This is a genomic window from Bacillus sp. SSR7, from assembly GCF_055902415.1.
The window spans coordinates 21,105-47,407 of record NZ_JBVVXV010000010.1; the positions used below are offsets into that span (position 1 = coordinate 21,105).

23 protein-coding genes are annotated in these 26,303 nt (G+C 37.2%); 22 read left to right on the forward strand and 1 reads right to left on the reverse strand.

Annotation, left to right across the window (positions count from 1 at the left end):
• Positions 1-122: 122 nt before the first annotated feature.
• The 12 genes from coaBC to spoVM all read left to right on the forward strand — a co-directional run bounded on the left by coaBC (position 123) and on the right by spoVM (position 13,067).
• Entirely contained in the window at positions 123-1,328 is a 1,206-nt protein-coding gene (coaBC, locus tag AC0NJG_RS17515; protein ID WP_087996526.1) for a bifunctional phosphopantothenoylcysteine decarboxylase/phosphopantothenate--cysteine ligase CoaBC, read from the forward strand.
• Positions 1,325-3,730, forward strand: a complete 2,406-nt coding sequence (gene priA, locus AC0NJG_RS17520; protein WP_474063260.1) for a primosomal protein N' — start codon at positions 1,325-1,327, stop codon at positions 3,728-3,730. Before coaBC ends, priA begins: the two co-directional genes overlap by 4 nt.
• Before the next feature lie 11 nt (positions 3,731-3,741).
• Positions 3,742-4,212: a peptide deformylase gene (gene def, locus AC0NJG_RS17525; RefSeq protein WP_000279468.1), complete on the forward strand. Its 471-nt coding sequence runs from the start codon at positions 3,742-3,744 to the stop codon at positions 4,210-4,212.
• Positions 4,213-4,235: 23 nt separating this feature from the next.
• Complete coding sequence (gene fmt / locus AC0NJG_RS17530) at positions 4,236-5,180, forward strand: methionyl-tRNA formyltransferase (protein WP_048550510.1); 945 nt, start codon at positions 4,236-4,238, stop codon at positions 5,178-5,180.
• The gene (rsmB, locus tag AC0NJG_RS17535; protein ID WP_087954487.1) at positions 5,177-6,511 is read left to right on the forward strand and encodes a 16S rRNA (cytosine(967)-C(5))-methyltransferase RsmB; all 1,335 of its coding nucleotides are present in this window, start codon (positions 5,177-5,179) and stop codon (positions 6,509-6,511) included. The genes fmt and rsmB overlap by 4 nt, the downstream gene beginning before the upstream one ends.
• A 4-nt stretch (positions 6,512-6,515) precedes the next feature.
• On the forward strand, positions 6,516-7,604 hold the full coding sequence (rlmN, locus tag AC0NJG_RS17540; protein ID WP_000450543.1) for a dual-specificity RNA methyltransferase RlmN: 1,089 nt from the start codon (positions 6,516-6,518) through the stop codon (positions 7,602-7,604).
• A gap of 4 nt (positions 7,605-7,608) precedes the next feature.
• Positions 7,609-8,361: a Stp1/IreP family PP2C-type Ser/Thr phosphatase gene (locus AC0NJG_RS17545; RefSeq protein WP_000648696.1), complete on the forward strand. Its 753-nt coding sequence runs from the start codon at positions 7,609-7,611 to the stop codon at positions 8,359-8,361.
• 8 nt (positions 8,362-8,369) lie between these two features.
• Positions 8,370-10,343, forward strand: a complete 1,974-nt coding sequence (prkC, locus tag AC0NJG_RS17550) for a serine/threonine protein kinase PrkC (RefSeq protein ID WP_087954488.1) — start codon at positions 8,370-8,372, stop codon at positions 10,341-10,343.
• Between the two features lie 268 nt (positions 10,344-10,611).
• Positions 10,612-11,493, forward strand: coding sequence for a ribosome small subunit-dependent GTPase A (rsgA, locus tag AC0NJG_RS17555; RefSeq protein ID WP_001113936.1), 882 nt, complete (start codon positions 10,612-10,614; stop codon positions 11,491-11,493).
• Positions 11,494-11,495: 2 nt separating this feature from the next.
• Positions 11,496-12,140, forward strand: a complete 645-nt coding sequence (gene rpe, locus AC0NJG_RS17560) for a ribulose-phosphate 3-epimerase (protein ID WP_000589966.1) — start codon at positions 11,496-11,498, stop codon at positions 12,138-12,140.
• 99 nt (positions 12,141-12,239) lie between these two features.
• A complete protein-coding gene (locus tag AC0NJG_RS17565) occupies positions 12,240-12,920 on the forward strand; it encodes a thiamine diphosphokinase (RefSeq protein ID WP_143881470.1) in 681 nt (226 codons plus the stop codon).
• A gap of 66 nt (positions 12,921-12,986) precedes the next feature.
• Positions 12,987-13,067 (forward strand): stage V sporulation protein SpoVM, encoded by an 81-nt coding sequence (gene spoVM, locus AC0NJG_RS17570; protein ID WP_001213599.1) that lies wholly within the window; start codon positions 12,987-12,989, stop codon positions 13,065-13,067.
• Between the two features lie 73 nt (positions 13,068-13,140).
• Here the strand turns inward: spoVM and rpmB are convergent, their stop codons facing one another.
• The gene (gene rpmB / locus AC0NJG_RS17575) at positions 13,141-13,329 is read right to left on the reverse strand and encodes a 50S ribosomal protein L28 (RefSeq protein WP_000124776.1); all 189 of its coding nucleotides are present in this window, start codon (positions 13,327-13,329) and stop codon (positions 13,141-13,143) included.
• A 378-nt stretch (positions 13,330-13,707) separates the two neighbouring features.
• Between rpmB and AC0NJG_RS17580 the strand changes: the two genes are divergently transcribed.
• The 10 genes from AC0NJG_RS17580 to smc all read left to right on the forward strand — a co-directional run bounded on the left by AC0NJG_RS17580 (position 13,708) and on the right by smc (position 26,292).
• Positions 13,708-14,070, forward strand: coding sequence for an Asp23/Gls24 family envelope stress response protein (locus tag AC0NJG_RS17580; protein ID WP_000021109.1), 363 nt, complete (start codon positions 13,708-13,710; stop codon positions 14,068-14,070).
• 22 nt (positions 14,071-14,092) lie between these two features.
• Positions 14,093-15,769, forward strand: a complete 1,677-nt coding sequence (locus tag AC0NJG_RS17585; protein ID WP_087954490.1) for a DAK2 domain-containing protein — start codon at positions 14,093-14,095, stop codon at positions 15,767-15,769.
• A gap of 288 nt (positions 15,770-16,057) precedes the next feature.
• Positions 16,058-18,106 (forward strand): ATP-dependent DNA helicase RecG, encoded by a 2,049-nt coding sequence (gene recG, locus AC0NJG_RS17590; RefSeq protein WP_087954491.1) that lies wholly within the window; start codon positions 16,058-16,060, stop codon positions 18,104-18,106.
• 88 nt (positions 18,107-18,194) lie between these two features.
• Complete coding sequence (fapR, locus tag AC0NJG_RS17595) at positions 18,195-18,788, forward strand: transcription factor FapR (RefSeq protein ID WP_000747352.1); 594 nt, start codon at positions 18,195-18,197, stop codon at positions 18,786-18,788.
• Positions 18,785-19,777 carry a phosphate acyltransferase PlsX gene (plsX, locus tag AC0NJG_RS17600; RefSeq protein ID WP_000684108.1) on the forward strand — a complete coding sequence of 331 codons (993 nt, stop codon included), beginning with the start codon at positions 18,785-18,787 and terminating at the stop codon, positions 19,775-19,777. Before fapR ends, plsX begins: the two co-directional genes overlap by 4 nt.
• 14 nt (positions 19,778-19,791) lie before the next feature.
• Positions 19,792-20,736, forward strand: a complete 945-nt coding sequence (gene fabD / locus AC0NJG_RS17605) for an ACP S-malonyltransferase (protein WP_087954492.1) — start codon at positions 19,792-19,794, stop codon at positions 20,734-20,736.
• Positions 20,736-21,476, forward strand: a complete 741-nt coding sequence (gene fabG, locus AC0NJG_RS17610; protein WP_016718306.1) for a 3-oxoacyl-[acyl-carrier-protein] reductase — start codon at positions 20,736-20,738, stop codon at positions 21,474-21,476. The genes fabD and fabG overlap by 1 nt, the downstream gene beginning before the upstream one ends.
• A 69-nt stretch (positions 21,477-21,545) precedes the next feature.
• The gene (gene acpP, locus AC0NJG_RS17615) at positions 21,546-21,779 is read left to right on the forward strand and encodes an acyl carrier protein (RefSeq protein WP_000786062.1); all 234 of its coding nucleotides are present in this window, start codon (positions 21,546-21,548) and stop codon (positions 21,777-21,779) included.
• Positions 21,780-21,837: 58 nt separating this feature from the next.
• Positions 21,838-22,575: a ribonuclease III gene (gene rncS, locus AC0NJG_RS17620; protein WP_001146876.1), complete on the forward strand. Its 738-nt coding sequence runs from the start codon at positions 21,838-21,840 to the stop codon at positions 22,573-22,575.
• Between the two features lie 147 nt (positions 22,576-22,722).
• Complete coding sequence (gene smc, locus AC0NJG_RS17625) at positions 22,723-26,292, forward strand: chromosome segregation protein SMC (protein WP_474063261.1); 3,570 nt, start codon at positions 22,723-22,725, stop codon at positions 26,290-26,292.
• The last annotated feature ends 11 nt before the right edge of the window (positions 26,293-26,303 follow it).

A 26,303-nucleotide genomic window follows, 5' to 3' on the forward strand; every position in this document is an offset into this window, starting at 1 on the left:
CGGTAACAACCTATTTACAAGTAGGTTGTTATTTTTTTACGGTAGGGAAGAAATATTGATACTGATGAGCTGATAATCTTGTTTCAGTATTATAAGTTTGAAAAAGAAAGAGGACGAGCCATATGCTAAAAGGGAAAAAGATACTTTTATGTGTAACAGGAGGCATTGCGGTCTTTAAAGCGGCTGCGTTAACGAGTAAATTGACACAAGCTGGTGCTATTGTAAAAGTAATGATGAGTGAGTCGGCAATGAAATTTGTTACACCTCTTACATTCCAAGCGCTTTCTCGCCATGATGTATATACGGATACATTCGATGAGAAAGACTCAGCTGTTATTGCTCATATCGATTTAGCAGATTGGGCAGATGTTGTACTTGTTGCACCTGCTACAGCCAATTGTATTGGAAAGTTAGCTAACGGTATTGCAGATGATATGATTACCACTACTTTGCTAGCTACTACAGCCCCAGTGTGGATTGCACCTGCTATGAATGTGCATATGTATGAAAATAAAATTGTTCAAAAAAATATGATGACGTTAAAAACGTTAGGATATACATTTATTGAGCCCGGAGAAGGTTTTTTAGCGTGTGGTTATGTAGCGAAAGGAAGATTAGAAGAACCTGAAGCGATTATCGCACGGTTAGAAGAGGCTTTTTCAGAACAAAAACCATTACATGGAAAAAGAATATTAATAACTGCTGGTCCAACGCGTGAAAAGATTGATCCAGTTCGTTTTATGACTAATTTTTCTTCTGGAAAAATGGGATATGCGATTGCGGAAGTAGCAGCGAACTTAGGTGCTGACGTCATACTCGTTTCGGGGCCGACAGCATTACATCCACCATTACATGTAACTACAGTGCAAGTGGAATCGGCACAAGATATGTTAGAGGCAGTTATTCAACATTATCAAGACGTAGATGTTGTTATTAAAACAGCAGCAGTTGCAGATTATCGCCCGAAATATGTTCATGATAATAAAATGAAAAAGAAAAATGGCGATGCTGTAATTGAACTTGAGAGAACAGTAGATATTTTAAAAACGTTAGGTGAGATGAAGGACAAACAGTTACTTATCGGTTTTGCGGCTGAAACGACAAACGTAGAGGAATATGCAACGAAAAAATTACGTGAGAAAAATGCGAATATGATTGTTGCAAACGACGTAAAGGCGCAAGGAGCTGGATTTGGTACAGATACGAACATTGTAACAATGTATAGAAAAGATGGAGAAGTTATAGAGTTGCCACTTTTAACGAAGAAAGAGGTTGCTCATGAAATATTAAAGCAAATTGAAATGATGTTAGAAGATGATCGTCTATGAAATTTGCAAGTGTAATTGTTGATGTACCTGCACGTCAGACAGATCGACCATTTGATTATATTATCCCTAAAAAATGGGAAGATATTGTCCAGACAGGCATGCGTGTAGTAGTTCCGTTTGGCCCAAGGAAATTGCAAGGTTTTATTATTGGGATTAAAGATTCTGTTGAAGTAGAAAATAAGAAGTTAAAGACAATCCATGAAATTTTAGATGTAACACCGGTTTTAAATGAAGAGTTGTTAAAGCTTGGGTATTGGCTTACAAGTGAAACGTTATGTTATATGATTTCAGCTTTTCAAGTTATGCTTCCAACGGCGATAAAAGCAACATATAAAAAACGTCTACAGCTTCGTAAACAAGAAGAAGTAGCACCTGAACTACTGTTTTTATTTCAGGACAAAGAAGCGATAGATTGGGAAGCGATTGAGACGCAGCCACATCTATACCGCACGATTCAACAAGAAATTAAACATGGCACGATTGAAGTCGTTTATCACGTAAAAGATAAAGTACAAAAGAAGAAACAAAGAATCGTTCAACCGGAGTTGCCAGAAGATAAATTGGAATTAGCAGCATTTGAACTGAAAAGTAAAAAACAACAAGATGTACTCTATTATTTTGTGGAAAATTATAAAAGTATGCCGTTGAAAGTAATAACAGAAGAGTTGCAAATAACAGATGCTCCAATTAAAGCACTTGTTAAAAAGGGGCTACTCTCAGAAAAGTATGTGGAGGTGTACCGAAATCCGTATGACGATGACGATTTTGAACAAACGAAACCATTCCCACTTACTGAGGAACAAAAGCAAGTTATTACACCGATTTTATCATCAATTACAAATGAAACTTACAATTCATTTTTACTATATGGTGTTACAGGAAGCGGAAAAACAGAAGTATATTTACAATCTATAGCAGCGGTGCTCGAGAAAGGAAAAGAAGCTATTGTACTTGTTCCTGAAATTGCACTAACGCCTCAGATGGTAGATCGTTTTAAAGGTAGATTTGGCTCACAAGTTGCAGTTCTTCATAGTGCGCTGTCTGTTGGAGAAAAATATGATGAATGGCGTAAGATTTTAAGAAAAGAAGTGAAAGTCGTAGTTGGTGCACGCTCAGCTGTATTTGCTCCTTTTGAAAATTTAGGGATTATTATTATTGATGAGGAACATGAATCGAGCTATAAGCAAGAAGATAATCCGAGGTATCATGCAAGGGATGTAGCTGTGTGGAGGGGACAATATCATAAATGTCCTATCGTTCTTGGTAGTGCAACACCGACGCTTGAATCGTTTGCAAGAGCGAAAAAAGGGGTGTATGAATTACTGACGATGGAAAAACGTATGAACGAACAAGCTTTACCGACAGTAGAGATTGTTGATATGCGTGAAGAACTTCGTGACGGGAATCGCTCCATGTTTTCAAAGGCGCTGCATGAAAAAATAGCAGATCGGTTAGAAAAGAAAGAACAAATGGTGCTCTTTTTAAATAGAAGGGGGCATTCTACATTTGTTATGTGCCGTGATTGCGGGTACGTTGTACAATGTCCGCATTGTGATATCTCGCTGACATATCATAAAATGAACCATCGTTTAAAATGCCATTATTGCAGTTACGAAGAAAATATGCCGACTGCGTGTCCTGCTTGTCAAAGTACATACATTCGTTTCTTTGGTACAGGTACGCAAAAGGTAGAAGAGGAAATTACCAAACTATTTCCAGAGGCACGAGTCATTCGAATGGATGTAGATACGACGAGTCGTAAAGGGATGCATGAGAAATTATTAAAGGCGTTCGGGGAAGAAAAAGCAGATATATTACTTGGAACACAAATGATTGCAAAAGGGTTAGATTTTCCAAAAGTAACGCTTGTTGGGGTTTTAACTGCTGATACGATGCTTCATTTACCTGATTTTCGGGCGAGTGAAAAGACTTATCAGTTATTGACGCAAGTAAGTGGGCGAGCAGGCCGACATGAATTGCCAGGGGAAGTTATCATTCAAACGTATACGCCAGAACATTACAGTATAGAGTTAGCAAAGAACCAACAATATGATGTGTTTTTTGACCAAGAAATGCAAATGAGACGAACGAGACAATATCCACCTTATTACTATGTTGTACTTGTGACGGTATCTCATCCGGAATTATTAAAGGCGGTACAAGTGACGGAAAAAATTGTCGGTCATTTACGGTCGCACTGTTCGCAGCAAACAATGGTGTTAGGACCGGTTGCTTCAGCAATTCCAAGGATAAAAGATAGATATCGTTATCAATGCATGATAAAATACAAACGGGAACCAAACTTAAAGAACGTGCTCAAAATGGTAAATGAACATTATCAAGCAGAAATGCAAAAAGAGCTACAAATCTCAATTGATTTTAATCCAACAATGTTAATGTAGCGGAGGGAAATATGGCAGTTTTAGAAATAGTAAAGCATCCAAATGAAGTGTTAGAAACACCGTGTGAAAGAGTAATTAACTTTGATAAAAAGTTAGTGAAATTGTTGAAAGATATGCATGAAACAATGTTAATTGCGGACGGAGTCGGTTTAGCTGCGCCTCAAGTAGGGGTAAGCTTGCAAGTGGCGGTAGTTGATATCGGTGATGATACTGGGAAAATCGAGTTAATTAATCCATCGATACTAGAAAAACGTGGTGAACAAGTAGGTCCCGAAGGCTGTTTAAGCTTCCCGGGACTTTATGGTGAAGTGGAACGTGCGGATTATATTAAAGTGCGTGCGCAAAATCGCAGAGGTAAAGTGTTTTTACTAGAAGCAGAAGGGTTTTTAGCGCGTGCAATTCAACATGAAATCGATCATTTACACGGTGTGTTATTTACATCGAAAGTGACAAGATATTATGAGGAAAACGAATTAGAATAGGTATTAAAAGGAGCGGTTTTTAAATGATAAAAGTAGTATTTATGGGAACACCGGACTTTTCAGTGCCGGTGCTTCGTCGTCTTATTGAAGATGGCTATGATGTAATAGGTGTTGTGACGCAACCAGATCGTCCGGTAGGTAGAAAAAAAGTATTAACACCTACACCTGTTAAAGTGGAAGCAGAAAAGCATGGTATTCCGGTGTTACAGCCGTTAAGAATTCGTGAAAAAGACGAATATGAAAAAGTATTGGCATTAGAGCCAGATTTAATTGTAACAGCTGCGTTCGGTCAAATTGTACCAAATGAAATTTTAGAAGCACCGAAGTATGGATGTATTAACGTCCACGCTTCTTTACTTCCTGAACTTCGTGGCGGTGCACCAATCCATTATGCAATTATGGAAGGGAAAGAAAAAACAGGTATTACAATTATGTATATGGTAGAAAAATTGGATGCTGGTGATATCTTAACACAAGTAGAAGTGGAAATTGAAGAGCGTGAAACGACAGGCTCGTTATTTGATAAGTTAAGTGAAGCAGGGGCACATCTTCTATCTAAAACAGTACCTTTACTAATTCAAGGTAAGTTAGAACCAATTAAACAAAACGAGGAAGAAGTAACGTTTGCATATAATATAAAACGTGAGCAAGAGAAAATTGATTGGACAAAAACAGGTGAAGAAGTATACAATCACATTCGCGGATTGAATCCATGGCCAGTTGCTTATACAACTTTAGCGGGACAAGTTGTTAAAGTATGGTGGGGAGAAAAAGTACCTGTAACGAAATCAGCTGAAGCAGGTACGATTGTTGCGATCGAAGAAGATGGTTTTGTTGTAGCAACTGGTAATGAAACGGGTGTTAAAGTTACAGAATTGCAACCTTCTGGTAAAAAGCGTATGAGTTGTGCGCAATTTTTACGTGGCACAAAACCTGAAATTGGAACGAAGTTAGGAGAAAATGCATGAGACAAAATGTTCGTGAATTAGCTCTTGATGGTTTAATTCAAGTAGAAAAAAGTGGTGCATACAGTAACTTACTTTTAAATAATCTAATTGAAAAAAGTACAATTGATAGAAAAGATATTGGTTTATTAACTGAAATTGTATATGGAACAATCCAACGTCGTGACACATTAGATTATTATTTACAGCCTTTTTTAAAAAAGAAGGTTGAAGCGTGGGTAAGAGTATTGCTTCGCTTATCTTTATATCAAATGATTTATTTAGACCGAGTGCCCGAAAGAGCGGCTATTCATGAAGCGGTTGAGATTGCAAAGCGTCGCGGGCATAAAGGAATTGCTGGTATGGTGAACGGTGTATTACGTTCGATTCAAAGAGAAGGTGTACCTTCTGTAGATGAAATCAAAGATCCAGTAGAACGCTTGGCAATTGCAACAAGTCATCCAGTTTGGCTTGTCCAAGAATGGGCTTCAGAATATGGTTTAGAAATTGCTGAGAAAATGTGTGAAGTGAACATGTTACCGCCTGTACCAACAGCGCGTGTAAATGTTGATAAAATAACAGTAGAAGAAGCAATTACATTATTGGCTAGTGAAGGTATAGAAGCGAAGCGTGGCGATTTATCAGATGATGCAATTCAAATTGAAAAAGGAAATGTAGCGCACACAGATGCGTTTAAAAAAGGTTTTCTTTCTATTCAAGATGAAAGTTCTATGCTGGTAGCACGTGCCTTAGAACCAGATGAGGGAGATGTAGTTCTTGATAGTTGTGCTGCTCCAGGTGGAAAAACAACGCATATTGCAGAGCGATTAAAAGGAACTGGTCAAGTCATGTCCCTTGATTTACATGCACACAAAGTACGTTTAATTAAACAACAAGCAGAGCGACTTGGTCTAGGAAATGTCGAAACAAAGGCATTAGATGCTAGAAAAGTGCAAGAACACTTTGCAAATGAAACGTTTGATAAAATATTAGTAGATGCCCCATGTTCTGGATTTGGTGTGATTAGACGTAAGCCTGATATTAAGTTAGGTAAAGATAAAGGCGATAGTGAAAGATTATCGACGATTCAACTTGCAATACTAGAAAAAATCGCACCGTTATTAAAACAAGGTGGTCGCCTTGTTTATAGTACGTGTACAATTGAGAAAATAGAAAATGAACAAGTAATAGAACGATTTTTACAAGAGCATCCTGAGTTCGAGTGGGATACTACGATAAAAGAGCGTATGCCAGAAAAGCTAAGTCCGTATATTGATGAAGGTCAAGTACAAATTTTACCGCATTATTTTGCAACAGATGGCTTTTATATTGCTTGTTTAAGGAAGAAGGTGTAGCATCGTGGAAACGACTGTGAGAAAACAAAAGAAAAATTTAGAAACGAAAAAACCATCAATTTACTCTTTACAACTTCATGAAATGCAAGATTGGTTAAAGGAGCAAGGAGAACCAAAGTTCCGTGCTGGACAAATTTTTGATTGGTTATATAAAAAACGTGTAAAAAATTATGAGGATATGTCAAACCTTTCTAAAGGATTGCGTGAAAAATTGTCGAATTCCTTTGATATTACTACTTTAAATACGTTAGTAAAACAAACGTCTTCGGATGGAACAATTAAATTCTTATTCCAATTATATGATGGATATTCTATTGAAACGGTATTAATGCGACATGAATATGGAAATTCCATTTGTGTAACAACACAAGTAGGTTGTCGTATTGGGTGTACGTTCTGTGCTTCAACGCTTGGCGGTTTAAAGCGAAACTTAGAAGCTGGAGAAATTGTAGCACAAGTAGTAGAAGTGCAACGTGCACTTGATGAATCAGAAGAACGTGTAAGTTCTCTTGTCGTTATGGGAATTGGAGAACCATTTGATAACTATGATAATTTAATGGGATTCTTACGTATCATTAACCATGAAAAAGGACTGCATATTGGTGCGAGACATATGACAGTTTCGACAAGTGGAATCATCCCAAAAATTTATAAGTTCGCTGAAGAAGACTTACAAATTAATTTTGCGATTTCACTGCATGCTCCAAACTCAGAATTACGTTCAAAATTAATGCCGATTAACCGTGCTTATAAGCTACCAGATTTGATGGAGGCTATAAAATACTATGTAAATAGAACAGGGCGTCGTATTACTTTTGAATATGGACTATTTGGAGGCGAAAATGACCAAGTTGAGCACGCTGAAGAGCTTGCTGCGCTCTTGAAAGGTGTAAAATGTCATGTGAACTTAATTCCGGTAAACTACGTACCTGAACGTGATTATGTACGTACGCCACGTGAACAAATTTTCTTATTTGAAAAAACGTTAAAAGATCGTGGAGTAAATGTAACGATTCGCCGTGAACAAGGTCATGATATTGATGCAGCCTGCGGTCAGTTGCGTGCGAAGGAGCGCAAAGAAGAGACGAGGTGACGAGATGAAAGCCGTGTTTCTATCAGATAAAGGAAAAGTTCGTCAACATAATGAAGATAGTGCAGGAGTTTTTCACAATTTAGATGGAAATATTTTAGCGGTAGTAGCAGATGGAATGGGAGGTCATCGAGCTGGTGATGTAGCTAGCTCGATGACCATTCAATTATTCCATGATTATTGGAAGCAAACGCATAATATGAACGAGCCAAAAAAAGTAGAAGAGTGGTTACATACTAGTGTGGGGATTATTAATGAGCGTATATATGAATACTCTAAGCAACATGTAGAATGTAACGGTATGGGAACAACACTTATAATAGCGATTTGTACACCAAATTTTGTGACGATAGGTCATATAGGAGATAGTCGTTGTTATATGGTATCAGAGGGGGAAATCTCGCTTGTAACGGAAGATCACTCACTTGTCAATGAACTTGTGAGACATGGTGAAATTTCAAAAGAAGACGCAGAATATCACCCGAAAAAGAATGTTTTGTTAAGGGCATTAGGAACAGAAGAGAAAGTCGGATTAGATGTGAAAACATTAGTGCTAGAGGAAGATGATCAGTTACTTCTTTGCTCTGATGGACTATCTAACAAAGTTTCTATTGCTGATATGCAACAAGTTTTACAGTTAAATGAACAGCTAGAAACTAAGGGACAGCGTCTCATTCAATTGGCGAATGATCGTGGCGGGGAAGATAATATCACCCTTGTTCTGATTGATTATGCGGGTTCGACAAACGAAAGTAGGTGAAGTGCAACGTGCTGATTGGAAAACGCTTAAATGACCGTTATAAGCTACTGAAAATGATTGGTGGCGGTGGAATGGCCAATGTGTATTTAGCTCATGATGATATACTAGGCCGAGATGTAGCGGTGAAAATATTAAGACTCGACTATTCAAATAACGAAGAGTTTATTAAACGTTTCCATCGAGAAGCGCAGTCTGTTACAACGTTGTCGCATCCAAATATTGTGAATATGTATGATGTCGGAGAAGAAGATGGTATATATTATCTTGTAATGGAGTATGTACCAGGACAAACATTGAAGCAATACATAATTGAGCGAGGGATGTTACCGATAGGAGAAGCTCTTGATATTATGGAGCAGTTAACATCCGCCATGGCACACGCCCATCATTTTGAAATTGTGCACCGCGATATTAAACCGCACAATATTTTAATTCGAGCTGATGGAGTAATAAAAGTAACAGATTTTGGAATTGCGACAGCTACAAGTGCAACAACAATTACACATACAAATTCAGTACTCGGTTCGGTGCATTATTTATCACCAGAACAAGCACGCGGCGGGATAGCAAATAAACAATCAGATATTTATTCCCTAGGGATTGTTATGTTTGAGTTGTTAACAGGAAGACAACCGTTTTCTGGTGAATCTGCTGTTGCTATAGCTTTAAAACATTTACAAAGTGAAATTCCATCTCCGAGAAGATGGAATGAACATATTCCGCAAAGTGTCGAAAATATTATATTAAAGGCAACTGCGAAAGATCCGTTTCATCGATATCAATCTGCCAATGCGATGAAACGAGATATTGAAACTGCGCTATATCCAGAGAGGATAAATGAGCAGCCATTTTACATACCGGAAGATATGGAAGCGACGAAAGCGATTCCGATTATTCAACAAGAACAATTATTCGAAAATATAACCGATGAAACAATTGTTTTAAAAGGAAGTAAAGTGGATGAACAGAACAGAAAAGAAGAAGTAGAATTAAGTAAGAAGAAAAAACGAAGTAATAAATGGCTCAAAATTTTAATTACAACATTTTTACTTTTAGCGATCGGAATAACGTTAGCCCTTACTGTTATTCCAGGATTCTTTATTCCAAAAGATGTAAAAGTCCCTGATGTGTCTGGTATGAAATATACGACTGCAGTAAATACATTAGTTGAAAAGGGTTTTGAGGTTACGGAACCTAATATTGTATATACAGATGATGTAGAGGTCGGTGGTGTTCTAAAAACAGACCCTGCGGCCGGAAGAGTCGTGAAAGAGAACTCTAAAATTACTATCTATCAATCGGGTGGGAAAAAGAAAAATAAGATGAGTGATCTCACAGGAAAAGATTTTGAGAGCATAAGGTCTGAATTAGAAGAAAAATATAAACAAGTTACAATAAATTATATTGAAAATGATAGACCAAAAGGTGAAATCGTTGAGCAAATTCCGACGCCGGATCAAATGGTAGTAGAGGCGGAACAAGACTTGAAAATTTGGGTAAGTAAGGGTCCTTATCAAATTAGACCAGGTGACTTTTCAGGATGGACTGAAAATAGTGTCAATGGTTATTTGAATGAGAGGAAACTAACTCCAGATATAAAACGAGAGTATTCTGATACTGTTGATAAAGGACTTGTAATTTCGCAATCTCCAAAACCAGGAACGCCGTTAAAAGAAGGAGATAAAGTGACGATTGTCATCTCAGAAGGTCCTAAGCCGAAAGTAACGAAAACAGTGAAAGTAGATAATATTTCTATTCCGTATGAGTCTTCTATAATAGGTGAGAAAAAACCGCAAACGATAGAAATTTATAAAGAAGATATGCAACAAAAAATGGATAGACCAATTGAAACTAGAACAATTTCAGAGTCGGCAACTATTTCATTAGAATTTGTAATTCAAGAAGGTACAAAAGGACATTATAAAATTGTACGAGATGGTGTAACGATTATTGACAAAGAAGTACCATATCCAACTCAATAATAATGAATTCCATTTTCTTTTTAGAGAGAATGGAATGTATTACTTCTGCCTGTTATGCTGTCTACATATAGTGGACTGTATAACAGGCAAAAATATATGATTCAAAAAGATATAAAAGTGATACTGTTATAAATAATATTTTAAATTTGATGGTAGATTAAATATATTAATGTGTATATATGACGGGTTTTGAAATCTTTATTTAAAGAATGATAATCCATTCAATATGAATTACAGCTTCACTTTATACAGAATAAAGGAGAATTATATGCCAGAAGGAAAAATTGTAAAAGCTCTAAGTGGATTTTATTATGTGCAGCATGAAGAAGGGATTACACAATGTCGCGGGCGTGGTGTGTTTAGAAAAAATAAAATTACACCACTGGTAGGAGACCAAGTTGTTTTTCAGGCTGATAATCCAAGTGAAGGATACGTGCTTGAAGTATTTGATCGAAAAAATGAACTTGTCAGGCCTCCTATTGCTAATGTTGATCAAGCAATTCTTGTTTTTTCAGCAGTAGAACCAGATTTTAATCCGGGACTGTTAGATCGATTTTTAGTGCTGATTGAATATCATAACATTAAGCCGATTATTTGCATTAGTAAGATGGATTTAGTGGATGAAAAAATGAGAGAGACTGTTGAATCTTATGCAAATGACTATCGTGAGATGGGATATGATGTATTATTTACTTCTATAAATACATCGGAAAGTATTGATATTTTAAAACCGTTCTTAGAAGGTTGTGTTTCCGTTGTTGCGGGGCAATCTGGTGTTGGAAAATCTTCTATGCTTAACGTCTTACGTCCAGAATTAGAACTGAAAACGAATGATATTTCCTCACATTTAGGACGCGGGAAACATACGACAAGACACGTAGAATTAATTGCGATTGGAAGCGGACTAGTTGCAGATACACCTGGTTTTAGTTCACTCGATTTCATAGATATAGAGGTAGAAGATCTTACATATTGTTTTCCAGAGTTGAAAGAAGCGAGCCAATACTGTAAATTTAGAGGGTGTACACATCTTTCTGAACCGAAATGTGCTGTGAAGGCTGCGGTTGAAGAGGGGAAGATTACAGAATATCGTTATAAGAATTACAAACAATTTGTAGAAGAAATTAGAGAGAGAAAGCCGAGGTATTAGTTATGATTAAAATTGCACCATCGATCTTATCAGCAGATTTTTCAAAATTAGGGGAAGAGATTAAAGATGTAGAAAAAGGCGGAGCGGATTACATTCACGTCGATGTAATGGATGGACATTTCGTACCAAATATTACGATTGGACCATTAATTGTAGAAGCAATCCGTCCAATCACATCGTTACCGTTAGATGTACATTTAATGATTGAAAATCCTGATAACTATATCCCGACTTTCGCAAAAGCGGGAGCGGATATTATTACTGTTCATGTAGAGGCGTGTCCTCATTTACATCGTACAATTCAGTTAATTAAATCTCATGGCATTAAAGCAGGAGTTGTATTAAATCCGCATACGCCAGTTTCAGTGATTGAGCATGTATTAGAAGATATTGATATGGTATTACTTATGACAGTAAACCCTGGATTTGGTGGACAGAAATTTATCCATTCTGTATTACCGAAAATTAAACAAGTTGCAGAAATGGTTAAAGAGCGCAATCTAGAAGTAGAAATTGAAGTTGATGGTGGTGTAAACGCTGAAACAGCAAGACTTTGTGTGGAAGCAGGAGCAAATGTACTTGTAGCTGGGTCAGCAGTATACAATCAAAAAGACCGAGGTGAAGCAATTCGTGTCATTCGTGGATAATGAATGAACGAGTCTTTATCCCAGTGAATCTTCTAGTATAGTAAGTTTTCACTATTTATAAAGGATAGAGAAAAAATATGTAAAAAGGCAATCTACCGAATGGCAGATTGCCTTTTTACAATAGAAGGGGAAGGAAACATGATTATTCATATTTTAGCGGGAGGACCTGCGGAATATTGTGCAGATTTTTCTCCATATGAAAATGAGAAAGTAGTGTGGGCGGCAGTTGATAGAGGAGTATATCGTTTATTAAAAAGAGGTATTACTCCTGCTGTTGCGTTTGGAGATTATGACTCGGTTACGGAAGAAGAATTAGCGTGGATGGGGCAACAAACAAATGATTTACATATTGTTCCTCGTGAAAAAGATCAAACAGATTTAGAAATTGCGATTAACTGGGCGTTAGAACAAAATCCGGCACTCATTCGTATTTTTGGTGCTACTGGCGGAAGACTTGATCACGGTTTAGCGAATATACAGATGCTTTTAAAAGGATTAGAAGTAGGAATAGAAATGTGTATTGTAGATAATCAAAATGAAATAAGTGTAAAAAGAGAGGGTACACATATAATTGAAGAAAATAAAAATTTCCCTTATATATCTTTTGTGCCTGTTACTGAAATAGTGGAAGGGATTACATTACTTGGTTTTAAATATCCTCTAACGAATAAAAAAATAGAGTGGGGATCAACACTTTGTATTAGTAATGAACTCGTTGAGGAAAAAGGTACTTTTTCATTTACTTCTGGCATATTAATGGTGATAAGAAGCACTGATTAAAGAAACAATTTTGCTCCTTACATCATATAGTGAACAAGTGGAGTAATGGGGATTAGGAGGGAAACCATGAGATTTTATACAATTAAGTTACCTAAATTTCTTGGTGGAATTGTTCGTGCCATGTTAAATACCTTCAAAAAAGATTAAAAAAAGCACCTATTACCGGTGCTTTTTCCATTGGTATAGTAAAAAAAGAGCCTAGCGGCTCTTTTTTTTATTATTAAACACGTTCGATTTTGCCAGATTTTAATGCTCTAGCAGAAACGTAAACACGTTGAACTTTTCCGTCGATGCGTACGCGAACTTTTTGAAGGTTAGCGCCCCACTTACGTTTTGTAGCGTTCATTGCGTGAGAACGAGAGTTACCAGAACGAGCTTTTCTTCCAGTAATAGCACAAACACGAGCCATTTATATTTCCCTCCCTTGATACCTTACCATACGTAATTTTTCAATGTTAGTCTTTTATGCGATGCTAAAAACACTACTATAATTTAACACAACTAAAAAGAGAATGCAACACTGTAGAAAAAAGAAATCAAGAAAAATTACTTGACACTATATGTCAATGAAGAAAAGTTGAAATCAAGAAAAATTGCTTGACATATTATAGTGATACATGTTGTATAATAACAATGGACTATTTTGCTCATCATAAAAAAGTGTAGTTTTCAACATAAAATATGAGAGTGAAAAAGAAAGAACGATGGAATTTTCTTTAAAAAGATTATATGATAGTAACTAAAGTAGTCTAACTCACTTTCACCATTTATGAAGGGGGAAAACGAGATGTCAATTGAAATTAAAACGAAGTACGGTCAAATTGATATTAGTACAGATGTAATTGCAACAATTGCTGGAGGTGCCGCGGTAGATTGCTACGGTATCGTAGGTATGGCATCAAAAAATCAGTTAAAAGATGGATTAACAGACATTTTACGAAAAGAAAATTTCACTAGAGGTGTTATTGTTCGTAAAGATGAAGATGAAGTACATATTGATATGTATATTATTGTGAGCTATGGTACGAAAATTTCAGAAGTAGCACATAACGTGCAGACGAAAGTGAAATATACATTAGATCAAACTGTAGGACTAGCAGTAGATTCTGTAAACATCTACGTACAAGGAGTTAAAGTAATAAACTTGTAATGTGCATTAAGGAGGAAAATCTGTGTCAATTCAAAAAATTGATGGAAAACGTTTATCACAAATGATCATTCAAGGAGCGAATAATTTAACAAATAATGTTCAGCTTGTTGATGCATTAAACGTATTTCCAGTTCCAGATGGCGATACCGGTACAAACATGAACTTATCTATGACTTCAGGCGCACGTGAAGTGAAAGCAAATCCTTCACAACATGCTGGTAAAGTCGGTGTAAGTTTAGCCAAAGGATTATTAATGGGAGCTCGTGGTAACTCTGGAGTTATTTTATCTCAGTTGTTCCGTGGTTTCTCAAAATCCATTGAACAAAAAGAAGAATTAACAACAGTTGATTTTGCTGCAGCTTTAGAAGCTGGAGTAGAGGCGGCTTACAAAGCGGTTATGAAACCGATTGAAGGAACGATTTTAACGGTTGCAAGAGAAACGGGTAAATATGCAGTAACAGTTGCGAAAAAACAGCGCGACTTTGTTTTGTTTATGGAAGACGTTGTGAAAGAAGCAAATGCATCGTTAAATCGTACGCCAGATTTATTACCTGTATTAAAACAAGTTGGCGTTGTAGATAGCGGTGGTAAAGGTCTTGTAGTAGTATACGAAGGGTTTTTAGCTGACTTAAAAGGAGAAACGATTTCTTCTGATGCACCTGCCCAACCATCTATGAATGAAATGGTGCGCGCAGAACATCACCGTAGTGTACAAAGCCAATTGAGTACAGAAGATATTAAGTATGGATATTGTACGGAGTTCATGGTGAAATTAGAAGCTGATAAAGTGAAAGAACATAATTTCTCTGAACAAAAATTCCGTGAAGATATTAGTGTGTATGGTGATTCATTACTAGTTGTATCTGATGATGAAATTGTAAAAGTTCATATTCATGCAGAGCATCCTGGAGACGCTATGAACTACGGACAACGTTACGGTAGTTTAATCAAGATTAAAGTAGAGAATATGCGCGAACAGCATACTGCTTTATTAGATGAGCCTGCTATGATGCCTGAGCCAACTAGCCAGCCTAAAGAGAAACAACCATATGGTATCGTAACTGTAGCTATGGGATCTGGTATTAAAACTTTATTTGAAAGCATTGGCGCGACGAAAGTTATCGAAGGTGGCCAAACGATGAATCCGAGTACTGAGGACATCGTGAAAGCGATTGAAGAAGCAAACGCTGAAAAAATCATTATTTTACCGAACAACGGGAATATCGTAATGGCAGCAGAACAAGCAGCGTCAGTTGTGGATCAAGAAGTGATTGTAGTTCGTTCAAAAACAGTTCCTCAAGGTATGGCTGCAATGTTAGCATTTAATCCAGTTGGAACGCTAGAAGAAAATGAAGAAAACATGAAAGAAGCTTTATCTCATGTGAAAACAGGTCAAATTACGTATGCTGTACGTGATACGGAAATTGATGGTGTGGCAATTCAAAAAGATGATTTCATGTGTATCGCAGATGGAAAAATCGTATCAACAAATGCTGAAAAAGTAGGGGCTGCGAAGCAATTACTAGAAGCACTAATTGATGAAGATTCTGAAATCGTAACGATTCTACAAGGTGAAGATGCAACTGACGAAGAGGTAGCTGAATTAGTTGAGTTTGTAGAAGAGAATTTTGAAGATGCAGAAGTAGAAGTACATACTGGAAACCAACCGGTGTATTCTTTCATCTTCTCTGTAGAATAAGAAAAAATTCGTTTTGAAAATAAATGGATTACTTACTTGCTAATGGATAAGAAGTAGTAATATGAAGTTTATTACTAGTTTTTATTCAAAAGGCTAGCATATTGAAGATAAAAAAGAGCCTTGCTGCTAAAAGTGAGGCTCTTTTCTTTCGTGTTACTTATGAGGGATTTGAGTAGTTTCTCTTAGAATGCCTATGATAGAATATATAGGGTAAAAGAGAGCGATTACAGATGTCAATCATGTTAATGGATAATGAATCAAAAAATAATGTGACGGAGCGTGAGAATCTTGAATGAAGTTGTACAAGTTCCTGTTACGGATGTAAAGGGAATCGGAGGAGAAACATCTGAATTACTACACGAGATGGGAATTTATACAGTTTCTCATCTATTAGAACATTTTCCGTACCGTTATGAAGACTATGCGATGAAAGATCTTGCAGAAGTAAAGCATGATGAACGTGTAACAGTTGAGGGGAAAGTTCATAGTGCTCCTTTACTGCAATATTATGGGAAGAAGAAGTCGCGTCTTACGGTTCGTGTCCTCGTAGGTCGTTATTTAATTACAGCTGTATGTTTTAATAGGCCGTACTATAAGCAGAAGTTAAATTTAGATGAAACGGTAACGATTACTGGTAAATGGGACCAGCATCGTCAAACGATTGCGGTATCAGAACTTCATTTTGGACCGGTTGTACGTCAACAAGAAGTGGAGCCTGTGTACTCAGTGAAAGGGAAACTTACAGTAAAACAGATGCGCCGTTTTATTGCACAAGCGTTAAAGGAGTATGGAGACTCTATAGTTGAAGTGTTACCAGATGGATTGCTAAGTCGGTATAAATTACTGCCACGTTATGAAGCGCTTCGGGCTTTGCACTTTCCAGCGGGGCAGGAAGACTTGAAGCAAGCGCGTCGCCGTTTTGTATATGAGGAGTTTTTCTTATTTCAGTTAAAAATGCAAACGTTACGAAAAATGGAGAGGGAAAATTCGAAAGGGACGAAAAAAGAAATTCCTTCAGAAGAATTGCAAGAGTTTATTGATGCACTTCCGTTTCCGTTAACTGGTGCGCAAAGCCGAGTTGTAGATGAAATTATGAAAGATATGACATCTCCTTATCGAATGAATCGTCTGTTGCAAGGTGATGTAGGTTCTGGTAAAACGGTGGTTGCTGCAATTGGTCTTTATGCAGCGAAATTAGCGCATTATCAAGGTGCTTTAATGGTTCCAACAGAAATTTTAGCAGAACAACATTATCAATCGCTTGCAGAGACGTTCTCGCACTTTGGTATGAAGGTTGAATTGTTAACAAGTTCAGTTAAAGGCGTGAGACGCCGAGAGATTTTGGCAAAATTAGAACAAGGAGAAATAGATATCCTTGTTGGAACGCATGCTTTAATTCAAGATGAAGTTATTTTTCATAGGTTAGGTCTCGTGATTACTGATGAACAACATCGATTTGGTGTAGCGCAGCGACGAGTTTTACGTGAGAAAGGTGAAAGTCCAGATGTACTATTTATGACAGCAACACCAATTCCACGTACGTTAGCAATTACTGCATTTGGAGAGATGGACGTTTCTATAATCGATGAGATGCCAGCTGGTAGAAAGGTAATTGAAACATACTGGGCAAAACATGACATGTTAGATCGTGTTCTCGGTTTTGTAGAGAAAGAGATAAAAAAAGGAAGACAAGCATATGTTATTTGTCCCCTTATTGAAGAATCTGAGAAACTTGATGTACAAAATGCAATTGACTTACATAGTATGCTGACTCATCATTATCAGGGGAAATGTCAAGTCGGATTAATGCATGGAAGATTATCATCTCAAGAAAAAGAAGAGATAATGGGGCAATTTAGTGAAAATAAAGTGCAAATTCTTGTGTCGACAACAGTTGTTGAAGTAGGTGTGAACGTACCGAATGCGACTGTAATGGTTATTTATGATGCAGAGCGTTTCGGTTTATCACAGCTTCATCAGCTAAGAGGACGTGTTGGGCGTGGTAGTGAACAATCGTATTGTTTATTAATCGCGGATCCAAAATCGGAAACGGGAAAAGAACGAATGCGTATTATGACCGAAACGAATGATGGATTTGTATTGTCGGAAAAAGATTTAGAGTTAAGAGGTCCTGGAGATTTCTTTGGGAGTAAGCAAAGTGGTTTACCAGAATTCAAGGTTGCTGATATGGTACATGATTATCGGGCGTTAGAAACAGCTAGACAAGATGCGGCGTTACTAGTAGATTCAGAAGCTTTTTGGCATAATGATCAATATGCGTCATTGCGTACGTATCTTGACGGGACAGGTGTGTTCCAGGGAGAGAAGCTCGATTAAAGGGAGGCAACAAAAGTTTTTGTTGCATTCTACTTTTAATGATTATATACTACTGTTAGTACCTAGTCATAAAAATGGATGGTGCGGTATGAAAAAAAGAAGAAGTAAAAAAGAAAGACAAGAATTATTACAACAAACGATAGAAACGAATCCTTTTATTACGGATGAAGATTTAGCAGAAAAATTTCAAGTGAGCATACAAACCGTACGTCTTGATCGTATGGAATTGTCTATTCCTGAATTAAGAGAAAGAATTAAACATGTAGCTACAAAGCAACATGAAGAAGATGTGAAATCTTTACCATTAGAAGAGGTTGTCGGAGAAATTATTGATATAGAATTAGATAGACATGCGATTTCTATCTTTGAAGTGAAGGTAGAACACGTATTTAAAAGGAATCAAATTGCCCGTGGGCATCATTTGTTTGCACAAGCAAACTCACTAGCTGTTGCAGTTATTGATGAAGAATTAGCTTTAACTGCAAAGTCTACCATTCGATACATTCGTCCTGTAAAATTAGGAGAGCGTGTTGTTGCAAAAGCGCGCGTGGAAGATGTAGAGAATGATAAAGGGCGGACGGTTGTCAAAGTGCGTAGCTTTGTTGGAGAAGAACTTGTTTTCACAGGCACTTTTGAAATGTATCGATCTAGTAATTATAGTGAGGAAGGTAACAACTTATGAAAATCGCAATAGATGCAATGGGCGGCGATCATGCTCCAAAGGCTGTCGTACTAGGAGCAATGAAAGCTATTAAGGAATATTCTGATTTACATATTACGTTAGTGGGGAAAGAAGAGGAAATTCGTCAATACTTAACGAGTGAAGAACGAATTACTATACTTCATACAGATGAAAAAATCGAATCGACAGATGAACCAGTAAGAGCGGTTCGTCGAAAAAAACAAGCTTCAATGGTACTTGCGGCGCAGCAAGTGAAAGACGGTGTAGCGGATGCTTGTATATCAGCCGGTAGTACAGGAGCTTTAATGGCGGCTGGATTGTTTGTTGTAGGTCGTATGGAAGGAATTGAGCGTCCAGCTTTATCCCCTACAATGCCAACTGTTGATGGAGAAGGTTTTGTTATGTTAGATGTTGGAGCGAACGTTGATGCAAAACCAATTCATTTATATCAATATGCAGTAATGGGATCTGTATATGCTGAGAAAGTAAGAGGAATTAAAAATCCTCGCGTTGGACTTTTGAACGTTGGAACAGAAGATGGTAAAGGTAACGAGCTTTCAAAACAAGTCTTTGCAATGCTTAAAGATGCCCCAATTAATTTCGTTGGGAACGTTGAATCAAGAGATTTATTGCAAGGTGTAGCAGATGTTGTTGTATGTGATGGTTTTACAGGGAATGTAGCACTGAAATCATTAGAAGGAACAGCACTTGCATTATTCTCTATGTTAAAAGAACAGTTAATGAGTTCGTTTACGAGCAAATTAGCAGCAGCGGTATTAAAGCCAAAACTTATGGTATTAAAAGATAAAATGGATTATTCGGAGTATGGAGGAGCGGCATTATTTGGATTGAAGGCTCCTGTCATTAAGGCTCACGGTTCTTCCAATGACCAATCGATATTTAGTGCGATTCGTCAGACGAGAGAAATGGTAGCGAAAGAAGTGATTCCTACTATTTCAAGCGTAATGGAGAAAGAGCCACTCCAATAAGAGGAGGATTTGAAATGGGAAAACTAGCATTTCTTTTTCCGGGCCAAGGTTCACAGGCAGTTGGAATGGGTAAACAGTTAGCAGAGAATAATAAAGAGGTTGCAAATGTATTTGCAAAAGCAGATGAGGTGTTGCAAGACTCACTTTCAGAAGTGATTTTTGAAGGGCCGCAGGAAAAGCTTACGTTAACAACAAATGCGCAACCTGCTTTATTAACAACGAGTTTTGCTATTTTGACAGCTTTAAAAGAGTATGATGTTACACCAGACTTTGTCGCAGGGCATAGTTTAGGTGAGTATAGCGCTCTTGTAGCAGCAGGTGCATTAACTTTTGAGGATGCAGTATATGCTGTAAGGAAACGTGGGGAATATATGGAAGAAGCTGTTCCTGGCGGAGAAGGTGCAATGGCGGCTATTTTAGGTGCTGACCCACATATGCTGAAACAAGTTACAGAAGAAGTAACAAGTGAAGGATATGCAGTACAAATTGCTAATATGAATAGTACGAAGCAAATTGTGATTTCTGGAACAAAGCAAGGAGTCGAGATTGCTTCTCAAAGAGCGAAAGAAAATGGTGCGAAGAGAGCAATTCCGCTTAAAGTAAGTGGACCGTTCCACTCTGCGCTTATGAAGCCAGCGGCGGAGAAATTCCAAAGTGTCTTAAATGAAATTACAATTCAAGATACGAATATTCCGGTAATCGCAAATGTAACAGCAGACGTTATTACAAGTGGTGCGCATATTCAAGAAAAGCTGATCGAACAGCTCTATTCGCCTGTCTTATGGTACCCATCCATTGAATATATGGTGAGTCAAGGGGTAGATACATTTATTGAGATTGGACCTGGGAAAGTACTTGCTGGACTTATGAAGTCAATTGATTCATCAGTGAAAGCATACGCGATATACGATGAAGAGACATTACAAGATACCATTTCGAATTTGAGAGGAGAAAACTGATGTTAAAAGGGAAAGTAGCATTAGTAACGGGTGCTTCACGTGGAATTGGTCGTGCAATTGCGATTGATTTAGCAAAACAAGGGGCAAATGTTGTAGTAAATTATGCTGGTAACGAGCAAAAGGCAAATGAAGTAGTTGATGAAATAAAGAAATTAGGTTCGGATGCAATTGCAGTAAGAGCAGATGTTGCAAATGCTGAAGACGTTACAACTATGGTGAAACAAACTGTAGATGCATTTGGACAAGTTGATATTCTTGTGAATAATGCAGGGGTAACAAAAGATAATTTATTAATGCGTATGAAAGAAGAAGAATGGGATACAGTTATTAATACAAACCTAAAAGGTGTATTCTTATGTACAAAGGCAGTATCTCGATATATGATGCGTCAACGTCATGGACGTATTGTAAATATCGCTTCTGTTGTCGGAGTAACGGGAAACCCAGGACAAGCAAACTATGTTGCTGCTAAAGCGGGTGTAATTGGATTAACAAAAACATCAGCAAAAGAGTTAGCGAGCCGTAATATTACTGTAAATGCAATTGCTCCTGGATTTATTGCGACAGATATGACAGACGTATTAGATGAAAATATAAAAGCTGAAATGTTAAAATTAATTCCTGCAGCTCAGTTTGGTGAGGCGCAAGATATCGCGAATGCTGTAACGTTTTTTGCTTCTGATCAAAGCAAATATATTACAGGTCAAACGTTAAATGTTGATGGCGGTATGGTAATGTAATAAAAGAATCGATTTCAGCTAGTTTTTTTGGACAATATTTAATATAATATTTGAGGGGAGGTGAATGGAATGGCAGATGTTTTAGAGCGTGTAACAAAAATCATCGTTGATCGTTTAGGAGTAGAAGAAACAGAAGTAGTACCAGCTGCAAGCTTCAAGGAAGATTTAGGAGCAGACTCCCTAGATGTAGTAGAACTTGTAATGCAATTAGAAGACGAATTCGAAATGGAAATTTCTGATGAAGATGCTGAAAAGATTGCTACTGTTGGCGATGCTGTGACTTACATAGAGAGTCATCTATAATGCTTGAATGAAGTCCCGTTTTTTAGCGGGGCTTCTCGGCTTATATCTGGAGGGACCTATGCCGTACCGTAAATATAGAGAAAAAAAATACGAAACAAAATATCGTGAAGCGTTTAAAGTATTTCAAGAAAAGATAGGTATTACGTTTACAGATGAAAAATTATTGATTCAAGCATTTACGCATTCATCGTATGTGAATGAGCATCGAAAAAAACCGCATGAAGACAATGAGCGTCTCGAATTCCTTGGAGATGCAGTATTGGAACTTACTGTATCGCAGTATCTGTTTCAAAAATATCCGACAATGAGCGAAGGAGAGTTAACAAAACTACGTGCAGCTATTGTATGTGAACCATCTCTTGTTCGTTTTGCAAACGAGTTGTCATTTGGTAGCCTTGTTTTATTAGGAAAAGGTGAGGAAATGACAGGCGGACGCGAACGACCAGCTTTATTAGCGGATGTCTTTGAAGCGTTTATTGGTGCCCTTTATCTTGATCAAGGGCTAGAAACAGTATGGGGCTTCTTAAAAGAAATTGTATACCCTAAAATTAATGAGGGTGCTTTTTCTCATGTGATGGATTATAAGAGTCAATTACAAGAGTTGATTCAGCGTGATGGTAGTGGCAATATTGAGTATCAAATTTTGCAAGAAAAAGGACCGGCCCACAATCGAGAATTTGTGTCACGTGTTACGTTAAATAACGTGGCTTTAGGACTTGGTAGTGGCAAGTCGAAAAAAGAAGCAGAGCAACAAGCTGCTGCAGAAGCGTTGAAAAAGTTAAAAGAACAACTATAAGGAATCCCCCTTTGAATGAGGGGGATTCCTTGTGCATAGAATGAAACTTTCCTTTCGTTTGTAAATGTAAGGAAATAAAATCCGTATAATAGTTTGTTTTTGTATAAACAACATTTATAGCAACGGAGAATAGGAGGAAGGCCTTTCGTGTTTTTAAAAAGATTAGAAATAGCAGGATTTAAGTCTTTTGCTGAGCGTGTATCTGTTGATTTCGTCCCAGGTGTAACGTCTGTAGTAGGACCTAATGGAAGCGGGAAAAGTAATATTACGGATGCCATTCGCTGGGTACTTGGTGAACAATCGGCAAAATCATTACGTGGTGCAAAGATGGAAGATATTATTTTTGCAGGCAGTGATACGAGAAAAGCAGTTAATGTTGCTGAAGTAACGATAACTTTAAATAATGAGGATCAACGTTTACCGATTGAATATAATGAGGTGTGTGTAACGCGTCGTGTATCTCGTTCTGGTGATAGTGATTTTTATATTAATAAACAATCATGTAGATTGAAAGATATTATCGACTTATTTATGGACTCTGGTATGGGAAGAGAAGCGTTTTCGATTATTAGTCAGGGGAAAGTTGAAGAGATTTTAAGTAGTAAATCAGAAGAACGTCGTGGTGTATTTGAAGAAGCAGCAGGAGTGCTGAAATACAAACTTCGTAAAAAGAAAGCTGAAGGAAAATTAGCAGACACACAAGAAAACTTAAATCGTGTACAAGATATAATTCACGAATTAAGTAGTCAAGTAGAACCTTTAGAAAGACAAGCTTCTATTGCGAAAGATTATCTCGAGAAAAAAGAAGAATTAGAGAAAGTAGAAGCGGCACTTATTGTACATGAAATTGAAGAATTGCATGAGAAATGGGAAGCGCTTCGAAATCAGTTTGGGCATAATAAAAACGAAGAAGCTAAAATGTCAACGCATTTACAAAAAGGTGAAGAAGAGCTAGAGGAATTACGAGGTCAATTACAAGCAGTAGATGAGTCTGTAGATTCCCTGCAAGAAGTACTTTTACTTTCTAGTAAAGAGCTAGAAAAGTTAGAAGGACAGCGTGAGCTATTAAAAGAGAGAAAGCAAAATGCAACGACGCATTGTGCACAACTCGAACAGTTAATTGTTGAATTAACAGAGAAAGCTACAAGTTATGATGGTGAAATTGAATCGAGTACAGAAGTATTGATGCAATTTGTAAATCATGTAAAAGAGTTAGAGACGAAATTGCATGATAATGAGCAATTACTTGCAACGTTTGCTGACAATTTAGAGGAACAAATTGAGAATTTAAAAGGTGACTATATTGAACTTTTAAATCAACAAGCTAGTCATCGTAATGAGTTATCTATGATTGAAGAACAATCTAAACAACAAAACTCAAAAAATGAACGCCTTGATGAAGAAAATGCGAAATATGTAGAAATGCGTATGGAAATTACAGCGAAAAAGACAAAACTTGTGGAAAGTTATGAACAAGTAAAAGAAAAAGTAGCTGGAATTCTTTCTAATATACAAAAGACAGAAGCGGCACTTGGGAAATGCAAGGCGCAGTATAGTGAAAACGAAACAAAACTGTATCAAGCGTATCAATTTGTACAACAGGCACGATCTCGCAAAGAAATGCTAGAAGAGATGCAAGAGGACTACTCTGGTTTCTATCAAGGGGTACGTGAAGTATTAAAAGCTAGAGAAAATAGGTTGCAAGGTATTGAGGGTGCTGTTGCAGAACTGCTAACGGTACCGAAAGAATATGAAATTGCAATGGAAATCGCTCTAGGTGCAGCGATGCAGCATATAGTTGTACAAAAAGAAGAACATGCTCGTAATGCAATTGCGTTTTTAAAACAGAATAAACATGGACGAGCAACGTTTTTACCGCAAGCTGTTATTAAAGGTAGATCGTTATCATTTGAGCAATTACGTATTGTAAATCAGCATCCATCGTTTGTAGGTGTGGCGGCAGAACTTGTGCAATATAACAATAAATATGAAAATGTAGTTTCAAATTTATTAGGTACTGTTATTGTTGCGAAAGATTTACGCGGAGCGAATGAGTTGGCGAAACAACTACAATACCGTTATCGCATTGTAACAATCGAAGGTGATGTAGTAAACCCTGGCGGTTCTATGACAGGTGGAGCGGTAAAACAAGCGAAATCTTCTTTATTAGGACGTCAACGTGAATTAGAAGAGTGGACGAGCAAGTTAACTGATATGGAAGAAAAAACGACGAAGTTAGAAAACTTTGTTAAAGCAGTAAAGCAAGAGATTCAAGAAAAAGAAGTGCAAATACGCGAACTAAGGCAAAGTGTAGAAGCAGAGCGTGTAGATGAACAGAAATTAAGAGAAGAAATTAATCGCTTAGAATTAGAAGAACATCGTATTAATGATCGTTTATCTATTTACGATTTAGAGATTGAAGGATTCTTGCAAGACCAAGTGAAAATGCAAGGCCGTAAAGAAGAGTTAGAAAAGATTTTGGCGACTCTTCAGGCAGAGATTACGGAATTAGATAGCAAAATCACAGCTTTAACAAAACAAAAAAGTGAGCAACATTCTTCGAAAGAAAAAGTTCAAAAAGAAATGACTGAGTTAAAAGTGTTAGCAGCTGAAAAGCAACAACGCTTATCTAATCAAAAAGAAAAAGTAGAACGATTGACGAAGGAAAAAGAAGAAACCGATGCAACACTTGTCAAAACGAAAGAGGATTTAGCATTCTTAAAACAAGAAATGACATCGAATTCAAGTGGTGAAGAACAAATTACGAATATGATTGAGAAGAAAGCATATGATCGTAATCAAACTTCAGAGTTAATTCGCTCTCGTCGTGAGCAACGTATATCGTTACAAGAGAGAGTAGAACAGTTAGAGCGTAACCTGAAAGAAACAACAGGTAAACATAAATACATTCTTGAGATGTTAAAAGATCAAGAGGTAAAAATAAACCGACTTGATGTAGAGTTAGAAAATAGATTACAACATTTACGTGAAACATATACGATTTCATTTGAAGCGGCAAAACTGAAGTATACAATGGTGATGCCTGCTGAGGATGCACGTAAAAAGGTGAAACTAATTAAACTCTCCATTGAAGAGTTAGGCACAGTAAACTTAGGAGCAATTGATGAGTATGAGCGTGTGGCAGAGCGTCATACATTCTTACTAGAGCAAAAAGATGATCTAGAAGAAGCAAAAACGACATTGCACCAACTTATTACTGAAATGGATGAAGAAATGAAAAAACGCTTTTCTACTACGTTTGAAGGAATTCGAATGGAGTTTCAATCGGTGTTCTCTGAATTATTTGGAGGCGGTAGAGCGGATTTAGTTATGACAAATCCAGAGGACTTATTAAATACTGGTATTGATATTGTAGCGCAACCGCCAGGGAAGAAACTGCAAAACTTAGGTTTACTTTCAGGTGGAGAGCGTGCTTTAACGGCAATTGCGCTGCTATTTGGTATTTTAAAAGTGCGCCCAGTCCCATTCTGTGTATTAGATGAGGTAGAGGCTGCTCTAGATGAGGCAAACGTTGCCCGTTTTGCTCAGTATTTAAAGAAATTTAGTGATGAGACACAGTTTATTGTAATTACACATAGAAAAGGTACAATGGAAGAGTCTGACGTATTGTACGGTGTAACAATGCAAGAGTCAGGGGTATCTAAACTTGTTTCGGTTCGTTTAGATGATGGAGAAGAACTAGTTGCAAGCAAATAGGAAGGATGGGA

Coding starts and splice junctions, on each gene's coding strand:
- def (WP_000279468.1), top strand. CDS start 3,742: ATGGCAGTTTTAGAAATAGTAAAGCATCCAAATGAAGTGTTAGAAACA.
- rpe (WP_000589966.1), top strand. CDS start 11,496: ATGATTAAAATTGCACCATCGATCTTATCAGCAGATTTTTCAAAATTA.
- fabG (WP_016718306.1), top strand. CDS start 20,736: ATGTTAAAAGGGAAAGTAGCATTAGTAACGGGTGCTTCACGTGGAATT.
- AC0NJG_RS17580 (WP_000021109.1), top strand. CDS start 13,708: ATGTCAATTGAAATTAAAACGAAGTACGGTCAAATTGATATTAGTACA.
- spoVM (WP_001213599.1), top strand. CDS start 12,987: ATGAGATTTTATACAATTAAGTTACCTAAATTTCTTGGTGGAATTGTT.
- priA (WP_474063260.1), top strand. CDS start 1,325: ATGAAATTTGCAAGTGTAATTGTTGATGTACCTGCACGTCAGACAGAT.
- rpmB (WP_000124776.1), bottom strand. CDS start 13,329: ATGGCTCGTGTTTGTGCTATTACTGGAAGAAAAGCTCGTTCTGGTAAC.
- AC0NJG_RS17545 (WP_000648696.1), top strand. CDS start 7,609: ATGAAAGCCGTGTTTCTATCAGATAAAGGAAAAGTTCGTCAACATAAT.
- acpP (WP_000786062.1), top strand. CDS start 21,546: ATGGCAGATGTTTTAGAGCGTGTAACAAAAATCATCGTTGATCGTTTA.
- plsX (WP_000684108.1), top strand. CDS start 18,785: ATGAAAATCGCAATAGATGCAATGGGCGGCGATCATGCTCCAAAGGCT.
- rsgA (WP_001113936.1), top strand. CDS start 10,612: ATGCCAGAAGGAAAAATTGTAAAAGCTCTAAGTGGATTTTATTATGTG.
- rncS (WP_001146876.1), top strand. CDS start 21,838: ATGCCGTACCGTAAATATAGAGAAAAAAAATACGAAACAAAATATCGT.
- fmt (WP_048550510.1), top strand. CDS start 4,236: ATGATAAAAGTAGTATTTATGGGAACACCGGACTTTTCAGTGCCGGTG.
- fapR (WP_000747352.1), top strand. CDS start 18,195: ATGAAAAAAAGAAGAAGTAAAAAAGAAAGACAAGAATTATTACAACAA.
- coaBC (WP_087996526.1), top strand. CDS start 123: ATGCTAAAAGGGAAAAAGATACTTTTATGTGTAACAGGAGGCATTGCG.
- fabD (WP_087954492.1), top strand. CDS start 19,792: ATGGGAAAACTAGCATTTCTTTTTCCGGGCCAAGGTTCACAGGCAGTT.
- AC0NJG_RS17565 (WP_143881470.1), top strand. CDS start 12,240: ATGGCAGATTGCCTTTTTACAATAGAAGGGGAAGGAAACATGATTATT.
- rsmB (WP_087954487.1), top strand. CDS start 5,177: ATGAGACAAAATGTTCGTGAATTAGCTCTTGATGGTTTAATTCAAGTA.